The organism is Pseudomonas sp. Mn2068, from assembly GCF_049319725.1.
In the GTDB taxonomy this organism is placed as follows: Bacteria; Pseudomonadota; Gammaproteobacteria; order Pseudomonadales; family Pseudomonadaceae; genus Aquipseudomonas; species Aquipseudomonas gingeri.
The window spans coordinates 704,737-727,175 of sequence record NZ_JBMOUG010000001.1 but is presented as its reverse complement, the minus strand read 5'-3'; the positions used below and the strand labels follow the sequence as shown (position 1 = coordinate 727,175).

Genomic DNA, 22,439 nt, shown 5'->3' with positions numbered 1-22,439 from the left:
GGGCACGGAACGGAATTTCTTGTTATAAACACACTCCGATACGCGCCCATGGGAAGGGCGCCAGGGCGCTTGCCCGGGGCTATCGGACGATTTTGCTGTCATTTCAGTTGCTGACTCGATAACTCGGCCTTAGACTGCCGCCCCTCGTAAATTGAGTGCCGGGTGGCGCTTGGAATGGACGGCGCCTTTCTGTGCATCCCCTCAGGTGTGCAGGACGCTCCCTAATTCGCCTTAATGCACGTATTTTCTATAGAGAAATCAATGACAAAGGAAAAGTTGCTGGCCATGCCGGCGGACGACTACATGAACGCCGAGCAACTGGCTTTCTTCACCGAGCTGCTGCAGGCAATGAAAGTCGAAACCCACGAGCGTATCGAGCAGAACCGTATTGCCATCGAAAGCCTCGATACTCCGGCAGACCCGGCCGACGCCGCGTCCGTTGAAGAAGAGCGCACCTGGCTGGTGAATGCGATTGACCGCGACCAGCGCATGCTGCCGCAACTGGAACAGGCCCTGGACCGCATTCGCGAAGACTCCTTCGGCTGGTGTGACGACAGTGGCGATCCGATCGGCCTCAAGCGCCTGTTGATCAGCCCGACCACCAAGTACTGCATCGAAGCCCAAGAGCGCCACGAGCAGATCGACAAGCACCAGCGCCAGGCCTGATCCTGCCCTTGTCGATGGATCGGTCCCATGCCCCGCGTGGGGCCGATCGTTGAACCTCTCCTGATATCCCCCCGTGTGCCCCCGGTCTTCTCGATCTCCTGCCGATTACAACTAACGGACCATGGCTAATGGCCTTGTAGTGGCGTTTAATGCAGGAAAACAACTAGAAGCTGAAAGTGGGTAACGCACATGTCTGGAGAAGGAATTCTGTCCGGGGTCTCGGCGCAATCGGAAGCGCAGTCGCAGACCCTCTCGCGTTGGTTGATACCGCTGATACAAAGTGTCGGGCTGGCGTTGCTGCTGGCGGCCATGAGCTATGCCGGCTGGCCCCTGGTCGCCTGCCTGCCGCTGGCGCTGCTGCTGGTCTGGCTGCCACGGTTCAGGGTGCGCCAGGCGCCGGTTGCCGCCGGTCCCGACAACAGCGCGTTGAACGAGCTGACCCGGGATCTGTCCTACGCGACCAGTCATAACGCCTTGTCCGCCGCCGGGGTGGCCTTTGCGGTCAAGCAACTGGCCGGCAAGCTGCAGTCGCAACTTGGCGCCGCGGCGCAGATCGTCAGCAGCGCCGAAGTGATGATCGACACCGAACAAGCCACTTCGCTGCTCAGCCAGCAAGCGCTCGGCTCCGCCAGCGAAGCGCGCCAGAGCAGTGCCGAAGGTCACGCGGTGCTGTCGGAATCGATCAGCCGCATGCACCAGCTCAGCCAGCGCGCCAGCGCCAGCCGGGAGCTGATCGAAGCCCTGAGCCTGCGCAGCGAGGAAATCCAGCGGGTGACCCTGGTGATCCAGGCGATCGCCAGCCAGACCAACCTGCTGGCACTCAATGCCGCCATCGAGGCCGCGCGCGCCGGGGAACATGGCCGTGGCTTCGCCGTGGTCGCCGATGAGGTCCGTGGCCTGGCCGGCCGTACCGCGACCGCCACCGACGAAGTCGGGGTGATGGTCGCCGATATCCAGCAACGCACCGCCCAGGTGGTGGAACAGATCCGGCAACTGTCCATGGACCTCGACGGCGGCGTCGAGCAGGTCGAACATACCGGCCAGCACCTGGAAAATATTGCCCGCCTGGCGGCCGGTGTCGAAAGCCAGGTCAGCGAAATCGCCCGTGGCGCGCAGAACAATCGCGAGCAACTGGGCAGCCTGTTTACCGCGGTGGAGCAGATGCGCAGCGACCTGGCGGTCAGCGACCAGCAGACCCGCAGCCTCGCCGAAGCGGCCGTGCAGATGGAAGGGCAGGCGGAAACCATCAGCGAGCGCCTGGCCGAAGTCGGCCTGGACGACTATCACCAGCGTGTCTATGACCTGGCTCGCGAAGGCGCCGAGCAGATCGCCGCGCGCTTCGAGGCGGATATCGAACAGAACCGGGTCAGTCTCGACGATCTGTTCGACCGCAACTATCAGGCGATCGCCAACACCTCGCCGCCGAAATTCCAGACCCGCTTCGACCGCTACACCGACCAGGTGCTGCCGGCGATCCAGGAGCCGCTGCTGAGCCGTCACGAGGGCCTGGTGTTTGCCATTGCCTGCACGCCCCAGGGGTACGTGCCCACCCACAACCAGGCGTTTTCCCAGCCGTTGACCGGTGATGTGGCGAAGGACACCCTGCAGAACCGCACCAAGCGCAAGTTCGATGACCGCACCGGCATTCGCTGTGGCAGCCACCAGCAACCGGTGCTGTTGCAGACCTATACCCGTGATACCGGCGAACTGATGCATGACCTGTCGGTGCCGATCATGGTCAAGGGTCGGCACTGGGGTGGCCTGCGCCTGGGCTACAAGCCGGAAAGCGCACCCCAGGGAGCACGCCGGCGCTGATGGGCGGTGTCCGGGCATTGACCAGGCGCCGGCGTTACGGACCAGGCGCAGTGCCTCGGGTGGGCTTCAGGCGGTAATGTTGACGATCCCGGAAAGGATTTTTTCCGCCATGAACAGGGCGGTGCTGGTGCTGCTCAATGCGCTGTTGAGGGCCATGACCTCGGCACGGGCCGGCAAGGCTGCCGCATTGCGTGCCGCCTCGCTGCGATAACGACCATTCTTGATCGCGGCCAGGCGGGCATTGGCCATGCGCAGTTTCTGCTGCAATTGCTCGAGTTGTCTCTTGAGCTGCTTGATGCGGTTCTTCGCCGCCAGTTCGTTGCCGGCCATGCTCTGGCCGACCAGCGATGGGCTGGAGTCGCTGTCCGGATCCTCACCCAGCAGGGTGCGGATGGAAAGGGCGCTATCCGAAGCATCGGTCTCATCACTTCGGCTGGTCAGCGCGGGCATTGGCACCGAGAGTGAATTCAGGTTGATCATGGTCGATGGCCTTGAATGAATTCTTGCCAGTGTATCGGCGCCGTTACCTTATCCTTGAGCCGTGTCCCTGGCGCAATGCTCAGTTGTTCAGCGCGCCGCCATCGACAGCGGCCTTCAACGCCCTGGCGGCCTCCCTGGCAGCGCTGGCGGCCAGTTCGGAGGTCTTGAACCAGCGATCCTTTTCGACCTGATGGTGGGTGAGGGTGTTCAGTGGCGGCTTGGCCCGCATGACGATGACTGCCTGGAACTCGCCTTCGATCTCTCTGGCTTCGCCCCGGATGAAAAACTCGCCGATATCAAATTCCGTCACGTATGGCCTTCCCTTGGAGGTGGTTCTGCTGCTAAAAACGTGCGGTGCGCGCGCGTGAACGGAAGTCGTTCGTGTTGTGCGCGCAGTATGGCAGTTGTTGCCGCCGGACGGGCTGTCATCGACAGCTCACGCCGTGAAGGGCCGGCAAGGCCGGGTTTCTTCCCCGCAACTTGGGCGGGTAAAGGTCAAACCCGACAGCGATCAGTACTTTTTGTCTTGTCTGATACCCGATGGCGGTGGTTTGATTAGCCGTGACGGGCCGACGTGTTCTAGAATCGGCCAGTGCCCCGGCATTTGTTTCATTCGGGGTGTTTTTTCAACTTGCACGTCGGAAACTACGCTTTTTCAGGAAGGGGTTCCCCGTAACTTCCCTGTCTCACTTCCTGGAGTCAGTGATACACGGTGTTTTCCTTCACGCTCTGGTGATTGTTCGCAGAAGTCATGGGGTTTTGGATCCTTTAGTCTTCCTGTGTTCCCCCGAGGCGTCTGCGCGAGGCCGGCTTGCAGTCATCAGGGTTTTCAGTGAGTCATCGTCGGCAGTCGCCGAATGTCTTGTGCTGCCCGGTCCCTGGCGGGGCGGCTTCATTTTTGGGTTTGAGGGTTTTTCGTTGGCAGTCAGCAATCTCGATATGCATGCGTTGTTTGTACTGGGCGATCTGCGGGCCAAACTGGTCAAGCAGTTCCAATCACGTTTTGTCTACATCACCGAACAAACCGCCGAAGGCATCTATATCGCCGAAATCGACACCGAAGCCGCATTGGTCGTCGATGACAAGCAGCGTCTTGAACTGAAAGTCGGCGACCACTTCCGGGCGGCGGTATTGCCCAGCCGCGAAGGCGGGAAGTTCGATATCAAGTTTCGTGAAATCAAGCTGACGGTCTATGGCCTGGGCGACTATGCCTATGTCACCACGGAACTGGGGCACGCGATCCTGTTCAAGGAAGGCCATACCGTTGTCATGGTCTTCGCCGCCCACGAACAGTTGCAGGAAGGCCTGACCAAGACCCTCAAGGATGTGACCAAGAAGGCCGCGAAGTGGCGCAAGGGCGAGTTGACCTTCAAGGCCAGCGAGTAAGTCATGAGTGTCGGCAGGGTCCTGCAAGAGTTGCAGTAACTTCATACGCGGGGCGTGGAATAAATCATCACTCGCCGAGCCTGGAACCTCTACTAAAGTCTGTTGACTGATTATTCAGAGACTTTCGGCTCTCCGTCGAAAGGTATCCAGCGACTGAGGTAGACCCATGAAAGGATTTCGCGCGCGGCTGGCCGGCGCCCTGGCTGTATTCTGCGTCACTATCGCGCCGCTGCCGGCCCAGGCCGCGCCGCCGCCGATCCATTTTGCCGACTTGAACTGGGAAAGCGGCAGCCTGATTACCGAGCTGCTGCGCTATATCGTCGAGAACGGCTACGGGTTGCCGACGGATATGCTGCCGGGCACTACCGTGACCCTGGAGACCGCCCTGGCGAAAAACGACATCCAGGTGATCGGCGAGGAGTGGGCCGGGCGCAGCCCTGTCTGGGTCAAGGCCGAGGCGGCAGGGGAAGTGATGGCGGTGGGCGATACCGTCAAGGGCGCCACCGAGGGCTGGTGGGTGCCGGAGTATGTGATCAAGGGCGATCCCGCGCGGGGGATCAAGCCCCTGGCGCCGGACCTGCGCAGTGTCGCAGACCTCAAGCGCTACAAGGACGTGTTCCAGGATCCCGAGTCGCCTGACAAGGGGCGTTTCCTCAACAGCCCGATCGGCTGGACCTCCGAGATCGTCAACAAGCAGAAGCTCAAGGCCTATGGCCTGAGCGACAGCTATGTGAACTTTCGCAGCGGTTCCGGCGCGGCGCTGGATGCCGAGATCACCTCGTCGATTCGTCGTGGCAAGCCGATCCTGTTCTATTACTGGTCGCCGACGCCGTTGCTGGGCAAGTTCAAGCTGGTGCAGTTGCAGGAGCCGGCGTTTGACGCCGAGGCCTGGAAGACCCTGACCGATGCCGACAACCCCAATCCCCAGCCGACCCGTTCCCTGGCTTCGAAGCTGAGTATTGGCGTGTCGACGCCGTTCAAGGCGCAGCATCCGCAAGTGGTGGCATTCTTTGCCAAGGTCGACCTGCCGATCGATCTCCTCAACCAGGCGCTGGCGAAGATGAGTGACGAGCGCCAACCGCCCGCCCAGGTGGCCCGGACCTTTCTCAAGGAGCATCCGCAGGTCTGGCAGGCCTGGGTGCCCAAGGATGTGGCCGACAAGGTCAGTAGCAGTTTGCAGTAAGCGAGCGTTCCCATGCTCTGCGTGGGAACGCCTCCCGGGACGCTCCGCGTCCAGTCTTGTGACGCAGAGCTGGGGAACGATCAGCATCCGTGATTCAGAACCGCGTCTGCACCGCCAGCTCGAAAGTCCTTGGCGCCCCCAGGTAATACGCCGGGGAAACATGGGCGAACTCGGCGTAGGTCTGGTTGGTCAGGTTGCGTACCCGGCCGCTCACCGAGGTGTGGCTATCGACCTTGTAGCTCAGGAACGTGCCATACAGGGTGTACGCCGGGACCCACTGGGTGTTGGCGCTGTCGGCATACACCGAGGCGACGTAACGGGCATCGACGCCACCTTGCCAGCGCGGATCGAAATCATAGGTCAGCCACAGGTTGGCGACCCGCGCCGGCACGTTGGTGGGCGTATTGCCCTTGCGTGAGACCACGACCCCGGCGGCGTTCTTCTCGTTGAATTCATCGTATTGCGCATCGACCCAGGCGAAGTTGCCTTCGGCCAGCAGCTTCGACGTGATCTTCAGCGAACTGGCCAACTCGATGCCCTTCGAGGATTGCTGTCCCACTGGCAGGGTGTTGGTCGGGTCCAGCGGGTCGGTGATGGCGAAGTCCTTGCGCTCGATCCGGTAGGCGGCGACGGTGGCCGAGCCGTGCCCCTGCAGATAATTGAACTTGCTGCCCACCTCCCATTGCTTGCCAGTGGACACCTCGAAGTTCTGCGTGCCGCTTGGCTGCTCGGCGGCGGTGCTGTACTGCGCGTAGACATTGGCCGAGGGGATGAACTGCCAGGTCAGGCCTGCCCGCCCGGTGATCGGCTCCCAGCTGCGCTTGAGGTGGCGAGGGTTGCTCGCGGTCACCTGGCGATGATTGGTCACGTCCAGGTCGATCGCGTCGTAGCGCAGCCCCGTCAGCAGGGCCAGCTTGTCGGTCAGCATCAGCTGGTTTTCGACGAACAGGGCGCGGGTGGTGACTTCGTTGGTCTTGTCGCTGACAAAGCCCGGGCGGGTACCGGGGATGTCATAGAAATGCCCGGGATCGAAGTTGTCCGGGTCCACCGTGCTCGCTCCCTTGACGTTGAGCGGGTGGTTGGTGGTGCTGTTGATCCGGTACTCGAAGCCGCCGGCCCAGCGGCTGTCCAGGCCCAGCAGGGTGGACTGGTGACGCACCTCGAACTGGTTGCCATCCTGCGTGCCGGAATGGCGTACCAGGTAGGCGGTGGAGCGGTTCACTGCGGTATTGCCGGCGTTGTACTGGTAGGTTTCCAGATCGCGGTAATCGCGCTCGGTATCCAGGTGATAGAGGGTGTTGTGCAGGCTGGTGCTGTCATTGATGCGGTAGTCGATGATCGAACGCAGCCAGCGCGTGCGCTGCACGTACTGGCCGTCGGCGACGTTGTAATTGTTGAAGCGGTTGTGGTTGTCGATCTTCAGCTCGCCGACCTTGGGATTGAGCACGGGCGTGCCCCAGTACGGGCTGTCGACCACTTCGTCCTGGTACTCCAGGGCGAGGGTATGGGACAGGTCCGGCGTGAGGTCGCTGAGCAGGGAAAACGCCGCGCTCCAGGCATCGCGCTGGTTGCGGTCGATATAGCCGTTGCTGGCGTTGTGGCTGACATCCAGCCGGGCATAGTGCTGCACGTCCGCGCCCGGAGCGTTCAGGGCATGGTTGAAGCCGAAGGACGTTTCACTCGTGTCGTTGCTGCCATAGCTGATCCGCCCCTCGGCGGCCTGCTCCTGGCGGTCGGCCAGCTTGGTGATGTAGTTCAGCGAGCCGCCGACGGAGCCTGCGCCATTGAGCAACGAAGAGGGGCCGCCGACCAGTTCCACCCGGTCATAGATCCAGGCATCCACCGGCCGCGCCAGGCCGGTCGGGACCACGATGCCGTTGAACATCTGGCTGACCTGGCCGCTGGTAAAACCCCGGTAGGAAACAAAGCCGCCGAAGCCGAGCGGGGCACTGGCGTTGACCCCCGGCAGGCTGTTGGCCGCGTCCTGGAAGTGACGGGCGCCGTGGAGTTCGATGCTGTCGCGGTTGGCGACGCTGACCGAGGCCGGGGTTTCCCGCAGGCTCAGGCCCAGGCGCGAGCCGGTGCCGAGTGGGGCATCGAGGTCCAGGCCGGGGTCGGTGAGGTGTTCGCCTTCGATGGTGACGGGAGCGAGCTCAAGGGTATCTTGCGCCGAGGCAGTGGCGGACAGGCAGCCGAGCAGGCCTGCGAGCAGGGAGAGATGGTTCATGGTGCAATCCTGAAGTCATGGCGAATATCCAGCGCACGCCGACACGACACGGTTGGGCGTCGGGCGGGTGGGCTGATCGGGACAGGCGGAATGACTCAGGCGAGCGGTGGCGCGCGCGGATTGGCCGAAGGCCAGGTGAAACGGGTGGGAACCTGCTCGTTGGCGACCCGGGTCAGGGGCGGGCTGTGCTGTTCCGGGAGAATCGCCAGGGTGAGGCTGGAGTTGAGCGCCGGTCCCATGCCGCCGCTGGAGCACAGCGGGCAGCCGAAGGCCTTGGCCAGGGTCGGCAACTGCTCATCGGTGGAACTGCCTGAGAGCGGCGCCTGGGTGCGCGGGTCGATGGAGCAGAACTGGCCGCCGATGCCATTGAGCTGCTGGCCGACCATCTGTCCGTGACCGATGCTGCAGGCGAACACATTGAACAGGACGCAGCAATAAAGCATCCAGGCAATGAGTGAGCGATCGGTACGGGCGAGTTTCATGGCGGCGGACTCTATCAGGCCCGCCGAACGGTGACAAAGCCACGCCTGCACTTGCCCGTTCCCCTGTTCCCCTTTCGGCAGCCGCTGAAACCCGCCTGGCACAGGCGGGCCGGCTACAATTCGTCGATATTCACCCAGCGCCTTTCATGGGCGGCGAGACGAATTGCCGCAGCCAGCCTTTCCACCTGCCAGGCCTCTTCGAAGTCGGGGCCTTCCTGACCTTGTCCCGCCAGCGCCTGGACCAGGGCATGGACTTCCAGGGTCTTCAGCTCGTTGTAGCCCAGCTGATGCCCGGCCGCCGGGCTGAACGCGGCATAGCCCGGCAGGTTCGGTCCGGCCAGCAGGCGCTGGAAACCGTCCTGGCCGGCGCGACACAGGCGCAGTTCGTTCAGGCGTTCCTGATCGAATGCCAGGGTGCCGCGAGTGCCGCTGATCTCGACACTCAGGTGATTCTTGTAGCCGTGCTTGAGCCAGCTGCTGCTGAAGGTGCCGCGGGCGCCATTGGCGAAGCGCAGCAGGGCGTGGGTCTGGTCATCGACGGCGATCAGGCGCTGTTCGCCGCTACCGGCACTGGCCGGACGCCGGGCGTGGACGGTCTGGCTGTCGGCACAGACGGCAGTGATATCTCCCAACAGATAGCGCGACAGCGCCAACAGGTGGCTGCCGAGGTCGGCCAGTGCGCCACCGGCGTGTTGCGGGTCGCAGCGCCAGGACCAGGGCGCGGCCGGATCGGCCATGAAGTCTTCGCTGAACTCGCCCTGGAGGCTGATGATCTCGCCCAGCTCACCGCTGCGGATCATCTCCCGTGCGAGGACAATCATGGGGTTGTGCTGGTAGTTGTAGCCGACCCGCGTCACCACACCGGCATCGCGGGCGGCCTGGCGCATCTGGCTGGCCTGGTCGAGGCTGACCGCCAGGGGCTTTTCGCAGTACACCGGTTTGCCCGCGGCCAGCGCGGCCATGGCCATCGGGAAGTGCAGGTGGTTGGGGGTGGTGATCGCCACCAGTTGCACCTCGGGATCGTCGATCAGGCGCTGCCAGTCGCCGTGACCGCGTTCGAAACCCCAGGCCCTGGCACAGGACACGGCCCGCTGGGCATCGGCGTCGGCGAGGGTGCTCAGGCGCAGGCGCACCGGCAGTTCGAAGGCCGCGCTGACATTCCGAAAGGCCAGCGCGTGGGCGCGTCCCATGAATCCGGTACCGATCAGTCCTACGCCGAGTTCGCGCATTGCCAAGCCCTTTGATGGTTATTGTCTGGAGGGCTATTTATGGAATAAAAATTCACGCGACTCAAACGATAAAACCTCATTTATACCTCAGAAAAACCTCAATTCGCATGGGTCGGCCCGCCAATAAAAAAGGCAGCCCGTGGGCTGCCTCGATGTGCATGTGCCTGATTCAGGACAGGAAGGTTCAGGACAGGAAACCACCGTCCACATTCAGCGAAACGCCAGTGGTGTAGCTCGATGCGTCGCTGGCCAGGTACAGCACCGCACCGGCCATCTCGCTCGGCTCGGCCACGCGCTTGAGCGGGATCTGTTGCAACGCGGTCTTGAGGATCGCGTCGTTCTTGACCAGGGCCGAGGCGAACTTGGTGTCGGTCAGGCCCGGCAGCAGGGCGTTGCAACGAATGCCGAACTGCGCGCATTCCTTGGCGAAGACCTTGGTCATGTTGATCACGGCGGCCTTGGTCACCGAATAGATGCCCTGGAACACCCCGGGGGAAATGCCGTTGATCGAGGCCACGTTGATGATGCTGCCGCCGCCGTTGTCGCGCATCAGCTTGCCGGCCTCCACCGACATGAAGAAATAACCGCGGATATTCACGTCGACGGTCTTCTGGAAGGCGCTCAGGTCGGTGTCCAGCACGTTGCAGAACTGCGGGTTGGTGGCGGCGTTGTTGACCAGGATGTCCAGGCGTCCGAACTGCTCGCGGATGGCGGCGAAGACCTGGGTGATCTGCTCCATTTCGCCGATATGGCAGGCAATGGCGGTGGCCTTGCCCCCTTCGGCGACGATCGCGTCGGCGACGTGCTGGCAGCCGTCGAGCTTGCGGCTCGAGACAATCACATGGGCGCCTTGCTGGGCCAGCAGCCGGGCGATGGCTTCACCGATGCCACGGCTGGCGCCGGAGACAAAGGCAATCTTGCCGTCGAGGTCGAACAACTGAGTCTTGGACATGGTTTTTCCCTTGTTGTGGTCGCGGTCAGAGGCTGGATTTATGGATGACTTGCAGGCTCATCTGCTCCAGCAGCTTGTTCATGTGAATGAACTGCGCAAAGCGTTTGTCCTGGGTCTGGCCGTGGAAGAAACGGTAGTAGATCTGCTGCACGATACCGGCCAGGCGGAACAGGCCGTAGGTGTAGTAGAAGTCGAAGTTGTCGATCGACAGGCCCGAGCGCTCGGCGTAGTAGTCGACGAACTGGCGGCGGCTGAGCATGCCCGGTGCATGGCTGGGCTGACGGCGCATCAGTTGCACCGGTGCCGGGTCGCCGGCCTCGATCCAGTAGGCGAGGGTATTGCCCAGGTCCATCAGCGGGTTGCCGAGGGTGGTCAGTTCCCAGTCGAGCACGCCGATGATCTGCATCGGGTTCTGCGGGTCGAGGATCACGTTGTCGAAACGATAGTCGTTGTGAACGATGCTCGAGGTCGGATGGTCGGCGGGCATCTTGTCGTTCAGCCAGGCCTTGACCGTTTCCCAGCTCGGGGCGTCCGGGGTCAGGGCCTTTTCATAACGTTCGCTCCAGCCGCGGATCTGCCGGGCGACATAACCCTCGGGCTTGCCCAGGTCGGCCAGGCCGCAGGCGTTGTAGTCGACGCGGTGCAGTTCCACCAGGCGATCGATAAAGCTCTTGCACAGGGTCTCGGTCTGGGCGGCATCGAGGCCCAGTTCCGGCGGCAGGTCGGAACGCAGGATGATGCCCTTGACCCGTTCCATCACATAGAACTCGGCGCCGATCACGCTCTCGTCGGTGCAATGGGCATAGGCTTTCGGACAGTACGGAAAGCCGTCCTTGAGCTGGTTGAGAATGCGGAATTCGCGCCCCATGTCGTGGGCCGACTTGGCCTTGTGGCCGAACGGCGGACGCCGCAGGACGAACTCCTGCTCGGGGTACTGGATCAGGTAGGTCAGGTTCGAGGCACCGCCGGGGAACTGGCTGATGCTCGGCAGGCCGCTGAGGCCTGGAATATGCGCCTTGAGGTACGGATCGATCAGGCCGGCATCGAGTTCTTCGCCTGCCCGGATACGGGTGGACTGGTCAGTAAGCGCCATGCTTATCCCTTCTGCTTATTCTGGAGGCCAGAGATTATTGGCTAATCTAATGCTCGCCCGGCAGGGTCACAAGCAAGACCCGGCCTTATAGGTCTGCGTGTTGCAGGATAATCAGCGTTCCTGATGCGCGAGCAGAAATCCAGGGTAGCCGAAAAAGCCCGGTCTGGATCAGACCGGGCAGTTCTGTCGGCGGCAGGGCGGGAAGGTACGCTCTAGAGGCTTTCGTCGAGGAATTGCACAACCGTGCCCATGCAGGCCTGGCGTTCTTCGACGTGGGGCATGTGGCTGGAGTCTTCGAACAGCGCCCAGCGCGCGCCGGCGATCTTCTCGACATAGGGCCGGACCACCGCTTCGGTGGCTTCGTCATGGCGCCCGGAGATCACCAGGGTCGGGACTTTCACCAGGTGCAGGCGGTCGATGATGGTCCAGTCCTTCAGCGAGCCGATGACGTGGAACTCGGTCGGGCCGCTCATGGTGTGATAGACGGTGGGGTCGGCATCGACCTGGGCGAAGGTGCGGGCCACTTCATCCGGCCAGGGAGTGATGCGGCAGACATGGCGATCATAGAACGCCCGTGACGCTTCGACGTATTCCGGGTCGTTGTAGGTGCCGGCCTGCTCGTGCTTGAGCAGGGCCTGCTGGACGGCCGCGGGCAACTGCTCGCGCAGGCGATTGGCTTCGCTGACCCAGGTGCGCATGCACGAGGGCGAGTTGGCGAGGATCATCGCCTTGAGTCCCGCCGGTTGACGCACCGCGTGTTCGCTGGCGAGCATGCCGCCCCAGGACTGGCCGAGCAGTACGTAGTGCTGGCGGATGCCCAGGTGGTCGAGCAGGTTGTCCAGTTCATCGAGGAACAGCTGGACGGTCCAGAAGGACGGATCCTGGTGGGGCAGGTGGGTCGACTTGCCGTTGCCCAGCTGGTCGTAGTGGACCACTGCGTGGCCGCTGGCGGCGATGTCCTTGAAGGCGTCGACATAGTCATGGGTACAGCCCGGGCCGCCGTGGAGGATCACCAGGGGCGTACGACCGTTGGCCAGGTCGCCGGTGACACGGTACCAGGTCTGGTACGGGCCGAAGTGCGCAAAGCCTTCGCGTATTTCGTTGAATTCCATTTCTTCAGACTCCCTGAATGCACGATTCAGGGCACGATAGCGAAACTTTTCCGCCGGCATAACTAGGTGAATTGATAGGTTTTTGCCGGGTCAGCTGTCGAGCAACCGGTAGTGCACCGCCCGCAATACCGCCTGCACGCGGTTTTTTGCCCCCAACTTGTGCATGGCGGAGGCCAGGTGCAGGGTCACCGTAGCCAGGGAACGGTGCAGGTGCTCGGCGATTTCCTTGGCGGTGAGGCCCTCGGCTGCCCATTGCAGGCATTCGCGCTCACGCCGGGTCAGGCGAATATGCGGATATACGCGCATTTCAGGGCTGAATAAAGGGTAGGCGGCTTCCTGTAGTGCGTGGGAAATGACGCTGAAATCCGTAAGGGTTTGTCGCGCATCCTTTAGGACATATTTACCGTTGCCCGTACGCAGCCCGGTCAACGAGGCGAAGCCACCCTTCGGCAGGTGGATCGGCACGCTGACGCCGCAGGTCATCTGCCGGTCGTGCAGGTAGCTGGTCACGGGGGAATGGCGCTGGTCGATGACCTTTTGCAGGGCGGTTTCGGCCTTGGGCTGATAGGACCAGACAAAGGGCGCGACGGTGCCCAGCGCCAGGTATTGCACGGGGTCTATCTGGTAGAAGCCGTGTTCGCACCAGAGCGAGTGCCAGTCCGCCGGGGTGTTGCGGACCTTGAGCACGGATGGGGTGATCATGCTGCCGTCATGGTCCAGCGGCACCGGTGTGTAGTCGTACACCAGGGCATCGAATCCCAGGTGACCCGCGAGTATCAGCGCGTTGTCCATCAGCTCGTCCATGTTGTTCCCGGACAAGCGGCGGGTATCGACCTCAGAGAATTTGACCTGCATCCTTTCCTCTCCTGAATAAATTTCAATCCTGAAATCAAGCAAGTAGAATGCCACGCCGCGGCGAGGGACAGCCAGACCAAACCTATAAGAATTGCTAGCTTATGGGCTCGGAAATTCCCCGCTAGGGTGAAGCCGACAGGCTACAAGAGTCTGCAACAGGGAGAGTGGCAATGTGGTACGAACTGCAACCGGATCAGCGTTACACCCTTGAAGTCGATGGCCACAGCATAGTGGTCTATAGCTACGGCAGTGGCGATGAGGTGCTCTTGTGCCTCAACGGCGGCCCTGGTCTGCCATGCGACTACCTGCGCGATGCCCATGGCTGGCTGAAGGAAAAGGGCTTGCGGGTGGTGGCGTTCGACCAGTTGGGTACCGGCGCGTCCGACCGCCCCAGCGACCCGGCATTGTGGGATATCACCCGTTACGTCGCCGAAGTCGAGCATGTACGCCAGGCCCTGGAACTGGGACGGGTGCATATGCTCGGCCATTCCTGGGGTGGCTGGCTGGCCATCGAGTACGCGATCCATCATCCGCAGCACCTCAAGACCCTGGTACTGGAAAACACCGTCGGCGATATCCCGCACCTGACCGGGGAACTCGAGCGTCTGCGTGGGGCCCTGGGCAGCGAGACCGTGGCGATGATGCAGCGCCATGAGGCCATGGGCACCCTGGATCACCCGCAGTACCAGGCGGCGATCACCTTGCTCAACTATCGGCATGTGTGCCGCCTCGACGAATGGCCGGCACCGGTCAGGCGTTCGCTGGACGACTGGAACATGGGGCCGTACGAGGCCATGCAGGGCCCCAACGAGTTCCTCTATGTCGGCAATCTCAAGGACTGGAACCGCATCGAGCAGATGGCCGACTTCACGATGCCGGTGCTGATCACCACCGGCCAGCACGACGAACTGACCCCGGCCTGTGCCTATCGGATGAAACGCGCGCTCCAGGATGTCGAGTTGCATGTGTTCCCCAACAGCAGCCATATGCCGTTCTACGAGGAACCCGAGGCCTACTTCCCGGTGCTGCTCGACTTCCTCCAGCGTCATCGGGGCGCTGCATGAACCTGCAGCGCTACCGCTTTATCCTGACCCGGCCGCTGCAATTGCTGCCGGTGCTGTTCGGCATCAGCCTGGTGACCTTCGTCCTGATCCGCTCGATTCCGGGCGATCCGGCGCGGGCGCTGCTGGGCTCGCGCACCACGCCGGAGGCGCTGGCCAATATCCGTGCCCAGTTCGGCCTCGACCAGCCGCTGCCGATGCAGTACTTCTATTTCCTCAAGAACCTGCTGCAAGGCGACCTGGGCCAGTCGATCCAGTACCGGGTCGATACCCTGAAGCTGATCGTCACCCGTATCGAGCCGACGCTGACCCTGGTCCTGGGCAGCGTCGTGCTGGCACTGCTGATCGCGATCCCGCTGGCTACCCTGGCCGCCCGGCACAAGGGCGGCTGGATCGACAACCTGGTGCGGGTGTTCACCACCAGTGGCCTCGGCGTCCCGGCATTCTGGCTGGGCATCATGCTGATCCTGGTATTCAGCGTGCAACTGGGCTGGTTTCCGGTGACCGGCTACGGCCGTGACTGGCTGGACAAACTGCACCACCTGGCGCTGCCGTGCCTGACCATAGCCCTGGCGCTGTCCTCGGTGCTGATCCGCAACCTGCGGGCGAGCATGCTGGTGGAGTTGCAGGCCGATCATGTCACCGCCGCCCGGGCGCGGGGCCTGTCCGACGGAGCGATCCTGCGCCGGCATGTGCTGCCCAATTCCCTGGTGCCCACGGTCAACCTGCTGGCCGTGAATATCGGTTGGCTGATCAGCAGCACGGTGGTGATCGAAAGCCTGTTCGCCATTCCGGGCATCGGCCAGTTGCTGGTGCGCGGGATCTTCGGTCGTGACTACATGGTGGTGCAGGGCGTGGCGATGGTCCTGGCCCTGGCGACGGTGGCGGTGAACTTCCTCGCCGATGTGGCCACCGTGGCGATCGATCCGCGGGTGAAAGTCCGATGAGCAGCGCAGGGACCCTGGTGGTGCGGCGCAATGCCCTCAGCCTGCGACTGGGCAACGGTCGGCTGGCGATGTATCTCGGCCTGGCGATTCTCGGCGGCTGGCTGGTGCTGGCGCTCTTCGCCCCGTGGATCGCGCCCTACGACCCGATCCTGCAAAACACTGATGTGCGCTTGCTGGCGCCGAGCGCGGCCCATCCCTTCGGCACCGATCACTTTGGCCGGGACGTGCTGTCGCGGGTGATCTGGGGGGCCCGGGTCGACTTGCAGTTGTCGGTACTGGGGGTGATTTTCCCGTTCCTCATCGGCACCGTGGTCGGTGCCTTGTCCGGTTATATCGGCGGACGTTTCGATACCCTCTGCATGCGCCTGATCGATATTGTCCTGGCCTTTCCGTTCCTGGTGCTGATGCTGGCGATCATGGCGATTCTCGGCCCGGGGCTGACCAGCTTCTATATCGCCATGGCCCTGGTCGGCTGGGTGTCCTACGCGCGGTTGATCCGCTCGCAGATCCTGATCCTCAAGGAAAGCGACTTCGCCCTGGCGGCGAAAAGCCTCGGCTTCGGCCATGGGCGCATCCTGTTCCGGCACCTGCTGCCCAACGCGTTGTTCAGCTCGGTGGTTTTCGCCATGTCCGATGCGGTACTGGTGCTGCTCAATGGCGCCGCCGTGAGCTACCTGGGGTTGGGCGTGCAACCGCCGACGGCGGAATGGGGCACCATGGTCGCCGAAGGGCAGAGCCTGATTACCAGCGCCTGGTGGATCTGCACCTTCCCGGGCATCGCCATCGTCACCCTGGCCATGGGTTTCAGCCTGCTGGCCGACGGTGTCGCCGAAGCCATGGGAGAGCGCACATGAGCTCGCCGGTGTTGCAGGTCCGCGACCTGAGTGTGCTGGCCCATAATGGCCCGACCCCGCTGACCCTGGTCGATCGCCTGTCCTTCGACCTGATGGAAGGGGAAATCCTCGGCCTGGTCGGGGAAAGCGGTTCGGGCAAGACCCTGGCCTGCCGGGGCCTGATGCGCCTGCTGCCGTCCACCGGGCTCAGTGTCGAGGGCGGCGCCGTGCACCTGGCTGGGCAGAACCTGCTGGCGCTGGACGAGACCGGCATGCGGGCGATGCGCGGACGCCAGATCGGCATGGTGTTCCAGAACCCCAGCAGTCACCTTGACCCGCTGATGCGCATCGGCGAGCAGATCGGCGAGGGTATCCGCCAGCATCAGCAGTGCTCGCGCCGTGAGGCGCGCGCACAGGCGATCGAGGTCCTGCGCCAGGTCGGTATTCCCGACCCGCAGCGTCGCGTCGACAACTATCCCCACGAATTCTCCGGTGGCATGCGTCAGCGGGCGATGATCGCCGTGGCCCTGGGCTGCGAGCCCAGGGTGCTGATCGCCGACGAGCCGACCACCGCCCTCGACGTGACGGTACAGGCGCAGATCCTGCGGCTGTTGCTCGACCTGCGGGACCAGCGCGGGCTGTCATTGATCATGATCACCCATGACCTGGGCGTCGTCGCGCAGACCTGCGATTCGATTGCCGTGATGTATGCCGGTCGCCTGTGCGAGCACGGCAGCAAGCGCGATCTGCTGGCGCGGCCGCGTCATCCCTATACCGCCGGCCTGGTGGCGTGCCAGCCGGCTGGCGGCGCCGGCCAGGAGCCGCTGCGGACCATCGGCGGCCAGCCGCCCCTGCTCAACGCCTTGCCGACCGGCTGTCGTTTCAACCCGCGTTGCCAGCATCTGGGCCCGCAGTGCGCCGATGTGTTGCCTGAGTTGCGGGCCATCGAGCAGGGGCAGAGGCAGGGACAGGGACAGCGGGTGGCCTGTCATTACCCCTTGGCGCTGGGAGGCCAGTCATGAACCTGCTTGAAGTCAAGGACCTGCAGGTGCGCTTCGCCGCACAAGGCAGCGGTTTCCTGGGGATGAACCGGCAATGGGTGAGGGCGGTCAACGGCGTTTCCCTGAGCCTGGGCGCCGGGGAGACCCTGGGCCTGGTCGGCGAATCCGGCAGCGGCAAGAGCAGCTTTGGCCGGGCCATCCTGCGGCTCAACGATATCGCCGCCGGCCAGGTCCTGTTCGATGGCGTGGATGTCGCCCAGGGGCATGGAGTCGAGCTGGAGCGCCTGCGCCGCGAGACCGCGATGATCTTCCAGGATCCCTACGCCGCGCTCAATCCACGCCTGAGCATCGGCGAAACCCTTGCCGAAGTGCTACGGGTGCAACGCAAGGTGAGTGCCGGGAAGATTCCGGCACGGGTCGAGGAATTGCTGACCCTGGTCGGGCTGCGCCCGGAACTGGCCGCACGCAAGCCGGGCAGCCTCAGTGGCGGCCAGTGCCAGCGGGTGGGCATCGCCCGGGCGCTGGCGGTGGAACCGCGGCTGATCGTTGCCGACGAATGCGTGGCGGCGCTCGATGTGTCGATCCAGGGCCAGATCATCAACCTGCTGCTGGAACTGCGCCAGCGCCTGAACCTGTCGATCCTGTTCATCGCCCATGACCTGGCCATCGTCCGGCGCCTGTGCGACCGGGTGGCGGTGATGTACCTGGGGCAGATCGTCGAAGAAGGCAGCGTCGAGGCGGTCTTCAGCGCACCGCGCCATCCCTATACGGCGGCCCTGATCAGTTCGATCCCGGATATCGACCCGGACCGTCGGCTGCCGGCCGAACCCTTGCCCGGCGAGCCGCCGAGCCCGCTGAACGCACCGAGCGGCTGCGCCTTTCACCCGCGTTGCCGTCTCGCCCGGCCCGGCTGTGCCGAGGCACCGCCGCCGACCCATTACCTCGCGCACCAGCGCTACAGCTGCGTGCTCGAAGAACCGCTGTCGCAAACCCCAAACCCACCATCGATTAACAGGGAGTTATACGCATGAGATCCAGGCATTTGAAACTGTTGAGCGCGGCCGCCCTGGCCGTCTGCTCGTTGGCGGCGGGCGTGGCGCAAGCCGCGGGCGTGCTGACCATTGGTTGCCGGGAAGACAGCACCACCTTCGACCCGATCAAGAGTGCGCAGAACCGCGATACCTGGGTGTTCGCCAACGTCTACGACACCCTGGTGCGCGTCGACAAGGCCGGCACCCAGCTGGAGCCCGGCCTGGCTGAAAGCTGGACGACCTCGCCCGACGGCCTGACCTACACCTTCAAGCTGCGCCCGGCGAAGTTCTCCGACGGTTCGGCGATCACCGCCAGCGACGCGGCCTTCAGCCTGTTACGCATCCGCGACAACAAGGCGTCGCTGTGGAGCGACTCCTACAAGCTGATCGACAAGGCCGAAGCCAGGGACCCGCAGACCCTGGTGGTGACCCTCAAGACCCCGTCGGTGCCGTTCGTTTCGCAACTGGCCTCGCCGACCGCCTCGGTGCTGTCGCAAAAGGCCATCGAGAAGATGGGCGAGGATGCCTACGCCGAGAAACCGGTGGTGTCCGGAGCCTTTACCGTCAAGGAGTGGATTCGCGGCGATCGCGTGGTCCTGGAGAAGAACCCGGACTTCTGGCAGGCCGGCAGCGTCAGCCTGGATGGCGTGGAGTGGATTTCCATCCCGGATGACAACACGCGGATGCTCAAGGTCCAGGCCGGCGAGCTGGACTCGGCGATCTTCGTGCCGTTCTCGCGGGTCGATACCTTGCAGAAAGACAAGAACCTGGTGGTGCACCTCGACCCTTCGACCCGCGAAGACCACCTGCTGATCAACCACGCCCATGGCGAACTGGCCAAGCCGCAGGTGCGCGAGGCCCTGGACTATGCGATCGACAAGAAGTCGCTGGTGGACACCGTCACCTTCGGCAAGGGCGTCGTGGCCTACTCCTACATTCCCAAGGGCGGCCAGTACCACTACGCGGACAACCTGCAACGCCCCTACGATCCGGAGAAAGCCAAAAAGCTGCTGAACGAAGCCGGGGCCTCGAACCTCAAGCTGAACTATGTGGTCAATGCCGGTAACGAGGCGGACGAGCAGATCGCCGTGATGGTCCAGCAGCAACTGGCCAAGGTCGGGGTCACCGCCAACCTGCAGAAAGTCGACCCGACGCAGAGCTGGCAGATGCTGATCGACGGCGCCTACGACCTGTCGGTGATGTACTGGACCAACGACATTCTCGACGCCGACCAGAAGACCACCTTCGTCCTCGGTCACGACACCAACAACAACTACATGACCGGCTACCGGAACGAGAAGGTCAAGGAACTGGTGGCGGCGGCCCGTGTCGAGAGCGATCCGGTCAAGCGCAAGCAGATGTACATCGACCTGCAGAAGATGGCCAAGACCGATGTCAACTGGATCGACCTGTATTACAGCCCGTACATCAACATCTCGCGCAAGAACATCGAGAACTTCCAGCAGAACCCGCTGGGCCGTTTCTCGCTGGAAGAGACCGTGAAGAAGGATGACAAGGTCGCCAGCAAGTGAGGGCTGGCTGAGTCGAATACCCTGTAGGAGCCGGCTTGCCGGCGATGGCGGTGTTTCAGGCGACGAAGATGTCGGCTGTCAGGTCGCTATCGCTGGCAAGCCCGCTCCTGCAATGGGCCTATCAGGAGGGGAACAGCTCGCTCAGTTTCATGGCCAGCATCATGTCGCCTTCGGCGCGCAGCTTGCCGCCCATGAAGGCCTGCATGCCGTCGGTTTCGCCGCTGACGATGCCTTCGAGGGTCTCGCCGTCCATCACCAGGGTCACTTGCGCGTCCGGGTTTTCGCCTTCCAGCAGTTCGCAGGTGCTGTCCTTGACCACCAGCGAGAAGTTCTTGGTGTCGTCGATACGGAAACCGAACACCAGGTCCAGGCCGGCAGCGGCGGCTGGGTTGAATTTGGCTTTCATTGCTTGTACGGCATCGGCTACAGAAGTCATGGTTCGATCCTTTTATGGGTGATTACAGCGACCCCAAGGGTCACGGTTGGCCGGTTCTCAACGGAAGGTGATGAGTTCCGGCGCCTTCAGCAGTTGCAAGTGGGTTTGACTGTTGAAGGAAGCCAGGGCCACCTCGCGACCACGGAACTTGAGTTGGTTGAGCGAGGTGTTGACGATTTGCCAGTTCAGCTCGAACGCCTGTCGCGCGGGCATCCGGGTGATCAGGTGGAGCAGGGCGGTGATGGTGCCGCCCGAGGTGAATACGGCGATCTTGCGGGTATTGTCGGCGCTGTCGAGGATCCGCTGCAGGCCACCCTGGACACGGTCGACGAACTCCAGCCAGCTTTCCAGGCCGGAAGGGTCGTGGCTGCCGTCGAGCCAGCGCTCGATGATCAGGGCGAAGATACGTTGGAATTCGCCACGGTTCTGCGCCGCGTTGCGCAGGATATGCAGGGCTTCGGGTTCGTCCGGCAGCAGGCCGGGGAGCAGGGCGCGGATCACCGCGTCGGCATCGAATTCGTTGAAGGCCGGATCGATCTCCAGCGGCGGTACCGGCACGCCGACAGTGGCGAACTGTTCCAGGGCCAGGGTCGCGGTGTCCTGCTGGCGACGCAGGTCGCCGGCCAGGCAGCGGTCGAAGCTCAGGCCCAGTTCGGCCAGGTGCTGGCCGAGGACCTGTGCCTGGCGCACGCCGATCGGCGACAGCACATCGTAGTCGTCGGCACCAAAGGAGGCCTGGCCATGTCGAATCAGGTAGATACTGCCCACGTCCGCGTCGTCCCGGTACGTTGAAGTTCTGGCGAGGTTATGAGGATGCCGGAAGCCTGTCAATGAAAAAACATACGCTCGTTTGAAATGTTTGTTAGAGACTTGTTTCCCGGCATGACGGCGGCTGGCCGCAGGGCGGTCCCGACGGTATGCTTGAAGTGTCATGCCCCCAAAGCCGGGGGTCGCCTCGTTTTTAAGGAGTCACCGTGGAGTTTCTTGCAGAGTACGCAAGTTTTCTGGCTAAAACCGTCACCCTGGTCATCGCCATAGTCGTGGTGCTGGTCGTCGCGGCTTCATTGCGCAGCAAGGGGCGGCGCAAGTCCGCCGGCCAGTTGCAGGTCAGCAAGCTCAACGATTTCTACAAGGGCCTGCGCGAGCGCCTGGAGCAGACCCTGCTCGACAAGGACCAGCTCAAGGCACTGCGCAAGCAGCAGGGCAAGGACGACAAGAAACAGAAGAAACAGCCGGAGGCCAGGCCGCGGGTGTTCGTGCTGGACTTCGACGGCGATATCAAGGCTTCGGCGACCGAAAGCCTGCGCCACGAAATCACGGCCCTGCTGACCCTGGCCACGCCACGGGACGAAGTGGTGCTGCGCCTGGAAAGCGGCGGCGGCATGGTCCACAGCTACGGGCTGGCATCCTCGCAACTGGCGCGCATCCGCCAGGCCGGGGTGCCCCTGACGGTGTGCATCGACAAGGTCGCGGCCAGCGGCGGCTACATGATGGCCTGCATCGGCGAGAAGATCATCAGCGCGCCCTTTGCCGTGCTGGGCTCCATCGGCGTGGTGGCACAGCTGCCCAACGTCAACAAGCTGCTGAAGAAGCACGATATCGACTTCGAAGTGCTGACCGCCGGTGAATACAAGCGCACCTTGACAGTGTTCGGCGAGAACACCGACAAGGGCCGGGAGAAGTTCCAGGAAGACCTGGATATCACCCACCAGCTGTTCAAGAACTTCGTCTCCCGTTACCGTCCGCAACTGGCCATCGATGACGTGGCCACCGGTGAGGTCTGGCTGGGTATTGCCGCGCTGGACAAGCAACTGGTCGACGAACTGCGCACCAGCGACGAGTACCTGGCCGAGCGCGCCAAGGCCGCCGAGCTGTTCCACCTGCACTACGCCGAACGCAAGAGCCTGCAGGAGCGTGTCGGGCTGGCCGCCAGCGGCTCGATCGACCGTGTGCTGCTCAACGCCTGGAATCGACTGACCCAACAGCGTTTCTGGTAGAACCCTGCTTGTCGGCTTCCAGCGGTACGCACCGATGGAAGCCGTCGCACCAGCTATAAGTACCCCCTTTCCCGCCAGGCGATCAATACGCTGGAACCTCTAATGGATATCCAGGTTGATT

22 protein-coding genes are annotated in these 22,439 nt (G+C 63.1%); 11 read left to right on the top strand and 11 right to left on the bottom strand.

What is annotated here, in order from left to right; all coding sequences use genetic code 11:
- Nucleotides 1-261 precede the first annotated feature (261 nt).
- Nucleotides 262-666 (top strand): TraR/DksA family transcriptional regulator, encoded by a 405-nt coding sequence (locus ACL9RJ_RS03090; protein ID WP_017127301.1) that lies wholly within the window; start codon nucleotides 262-264, stop codon nucleotides 664-666.
- Nucleotides 667-855: 189 nt separating this feature from the next.
- Nucleotides 856-2,481 (top strand): methyl-accepting chemotaxis protein, encoded by a 1,626-nt coding sequence (locus ACL9RJ_RS03085; RefSeq protein WP_177107271.1) that lies wholly within the window; start codon nucleotides 856-858, stop codon nucleotides 2,479-2,481.
- Between the two features lie 66 nt (nucleotides 2,482-2,547).
- Here the strand turns inward: ACL9RJ_RS03085 and ACL9RJ_RS03080 are convergent, their stop codons facing one another.
- The gene (locus tag ACL9RJ_RS03080) at nucleotides 2,548-2,961 is read right to left on the bottom strand and encodes a hypothetical protein (protein ID WP_017127299.1); all 414 of its coding nucleotides are present in this window, start codon (nucleotides 2,959-2,961) and stop codon (nucleotides 2,548-2,550) included.
- A 79-nt stretch (nucleotides 2,962-3,040) separates the two neighbouring features.
- A complete protein-coding gene (locus ACL9RJ_RS03075; protein WP_422764869.1) occupies nucleotides 3,041-3,271 on the bottom strand; it encodes a hypothetical protein in 231 nt (76 codons plus the stop codon).
- Between the two features lie 629 nt (nucleotides 3,272-3,900).
- On the opposite strand from ACL9RJ_RS03075, the gene ACL9RJ_RS03070 reads away from it, so the two are divergent.
- Both ACL9RJ_RS03070 and ACL9RJ_RS03065 read left to right on the top strand, forming a co-directional pair.
- On the top strand, nucleotides 3,901-4,347 hold the full coding sequence (locus ACL9RJ_RS03070; protein WP_042935967.1) for a hypothetical protein: 447 nt from the start codon (nucleotides 3,901-3,903) through the stop codon (nucleotides 4,345-4,347).
- A 166-nt stretch (nucleotides 4,348-4,513) separates the two neighbouring features.
- Nucleotides 4,514-5,530, top strand: a complete 1,017-nt coding sequence (locus ACL9RJ_RS03065) for an ABC transporter substrate-binding protein (RefSeq protein WP_177131142.1) — start codon at nucleotides 4,514-4,516, stop codon at nucleotides 5,528-5,530.
- A gap of 94 nt (nucleotides 5,531-5,624) precedes the next feature.
- On the opposite strand, the gene ACL9RJ_RS03060 is transcribed toward ACL9RJ_RS03065, so the two are convergent.
- The 7 genes from ACL9RJ_RS03060 to ACL9RJ_RS03030 form a co-directional block, all read right to left on the bottom strand.
- Nucleotides 5,625-7,757, bottom strand: a complete 2,133-nt coding sequence (locus ACL9RJ_RS03060; RefSeq protein ID WP_422764868.1) for a TonB-dependent receptor — start codon at nucleotides 7,755-7,757, stop codon at nucleotides 5,625-5,627.
- A gap of 95 nt (nucleotides 7,758-7,852) precedes the next feature.
- Entirely contained in the window at nucleotides 7,853-8,239 is a 387-nt protein-coding gene (locus tag ACL9RJ_RS03055; protein ID WP_177107268.1) for a DUF2946 domain-containing protein, read from the bottom strand.
- A gap of 113 nt (nucleotides 8,240-8,352) precedes the next feature.
- The gene (locus tag ACL9RJ_RS03050) at nucleotides 8,353-9,468 is read right to left on the bottom strand and encodes a Gfo/Idh/MocA family protein (protein WP_177082328.1); all 1,116 of its coding nucleotides are present in this window, start codon (nucleotides 9,466-9,468) and stop codon (nucleotides 8,353-8,355) included.
- Between the two features lie 184 nt (nucleotides 9,469-9,652).
- Complete coding sequence (locus ACL9RJ_RS03045) at nucleotides 9,653-10,420, bottom strand: SDR family oxidoreductase (protein ID WP_017127292.1); 768 nt, start codon at nucleotides 10,418-10,420, stop codon at nucleotides 9,653-9,655.
- Between the two features lie 25 nt (nucleotides 10,421-10,445).
- Entirely contained in the window at nucleotides 10,446-11,513 is a 1,068-nt protein-coding gene (locus ACL9RJ_RS03040; RefSeq protein WP_017127291.1) for a phosphotransferase family protein, read from the bottom strand.
- A gap of 212 nt (nucleotides 11,514-11,725) precedes the next feature.
- Nucleotides 11,726-12,625 (bottom strand): proline iminopeptidase-family hydrolase, encoded by a 900-nt coding sequence (locus ACL9RJ_RS03035; protein WP_017127290.1) that lies wholly within the window; start codon nucleotides 12,623-12,625, stop codon nucleotides 11,726-11,728.
- A 90-nt stretch (nucleotides 12,626-12,715) separates the two neighbouring features.
- Complete coding sequence (locus ACL9RJ_RS03030) at nucleotides 12,716-13,480, bottom strand: LuxR family transcriptional regulator (RefSeq protein WP_017127289.1); 765 nt, start codon at nucleotides 13,478-13,480, stop codon at nucleotides 12,716-12,718.
- A gap of 170 nt (nucleotides 13,481-13,650) precedes the next feature.
- Here ACL9RJ_RS03030 and ACL9RJ_RS03025 point away from each other — a divergent pair, with 170 nt between their 5' ends.
- From ACL9RJ_RS03025 to ACL9RJ_RS03000, 6 genes are read left to right on the top strand one after another with little or no spacing between them, the layout of a single operon-like run.
- On the top strand, nucleotides 13,651-14,544 hold the full coding sequence (locus ACL9RJ_RS03025; RefSeq protein ID WP_017127288.1) for a proline iminopeptidase-family hydrolase: 894 nt from the start codon (nucleotides 13,651-13,653) through the stop codon (nucleotides 14,542-14,544).
- Nucleotides 14,541-15,488 carry an ABC transporter permease gene (locus ACL9RJ_RS03020; RefSeq protein WP_017127287.1) on the top strand — a complete coding sequence of 316 codons (948 nt, stop codon included), beginning with the start codon at nucleotides 14,541-14,543 and terminating at the stop codon, nucleotides 15,486-15,488. Before ACL9RJ_RS03025 ends, ACL9RJ_RS03020 begins: the two co-directional genes overlap by 4 nt.
- The gene (locus tag ACL9RJ_RS03015) at nucleotides 15,485-16,342 is read left to right on the top strand and encodes an ABC transporter permease (RefSeq protein ID WP_017127286.1); all 858 of its coding nucleotides are present in this window, start codon (nucleotides 15,485-15,487) and stop codon (nucleotides 16,340-16,342) included. The genes ACL9RJ_RS03020 and ACL9RJ_RS03015 overlap by 4 nt, the downstream gene beginning before the upstream one ends.
- A complete protein-coding gene (locus tag ACL9RJ_RS03010) occupies nucleotides 16,339-17,343 on the top strand; it encodes an ABC transporter ATP-binding protein (RefSeq protein ID WP_422764867.1) in 1,005 nt (334 codons plus the stop codon). The genes ACL9RJ_RS03015 and ACL9RJ_RS03010 overlap by 4 nt, the downstream gene beginning before the upstream one ends.
- Entirely contained in the window at nucleotides 17,340-18,353 is a 1,014-nt protein-coding gene (locus ACL9RJ_RS03005; protein ID WP_422764866.1) for an ABC transporter ATP-binding protein, read from the top strand. Before ACL9RJ_RS03010 ends, ACL9RJ_RS03005 begins: the two co-directional genes overlap by 4 nt.
- Nucleotides 18,350-19,885: an ABC transporter substrate-binding protein gene (locus ACL9RJ_RS03000; protein WP_422764865.1), complete on the top strand. Its 1,536-nt coding sequence runs from the start codon at nucleotides 18,350-18,352 to the stop codon at nucleotides 19,883-19,885. The genes ACL9RJ_RS03005 and ACL9RJ_RS03000 overlap by 4 nt, the downstream gene beginning before the upstream one ends.
- 121 nt (nucleotides 19,886-20,006) lie before the next feature.
- Here ACL9RJ_RS03000 and ACL9RJ_RS02995 read toward each other — a convergent pair whose 3' ends face one another.
- Together ACL9RJ_RS02995 and ACL9RJ_RS02990 are read right to left on the bottom strand one after the other, a co-directional pair.
- Nucleotides 20,007-20,321: an SCP2 sterol-binding domain-containing protein gene (locus ACL9RJ_RS02995; protein ID WP_019409572.1), complete on the bottom strand. Its 315-nt coding sequence runs from the start codon at nucleotides 20,319-20,321 to the stop codon at nucleotides 20,007-20,009.
- A gap of 57 nt (nucleotides 20,322-20,378) precedes the next feature.
- Nucleotides 20,379-21,089, bottom strand: coding sequence for a histidine phosphatase family protein (locus ACL9RJ_RS02990; RefSeq protein ID WP_017127281.1), 711 nt, complete (start codon nucleotides 21,087-21,089; stop codon nucleotides 20,379-20,381).
- Between the two features lie 206 nt (nucleotides 21,090-21,295).
- On the opposite strand from ACL9RJ_RS02990, the gene sohB reads away from it, so the two are divergent.
- Nucleotides 21,296-22,318, top strand: a complete 1,023-nt coding sequence (gene sohB / locus ACL9RJ_RS02985; protein ID WP_017127280.1) for a protease SohB — start codon at nucleotides 21,296-21,298, stop codon at nucleotides 22,316-22,318.
- The last annotated feature ends 121 nt before the right edge of the window (nucleotides 22,319-22,439 follow it).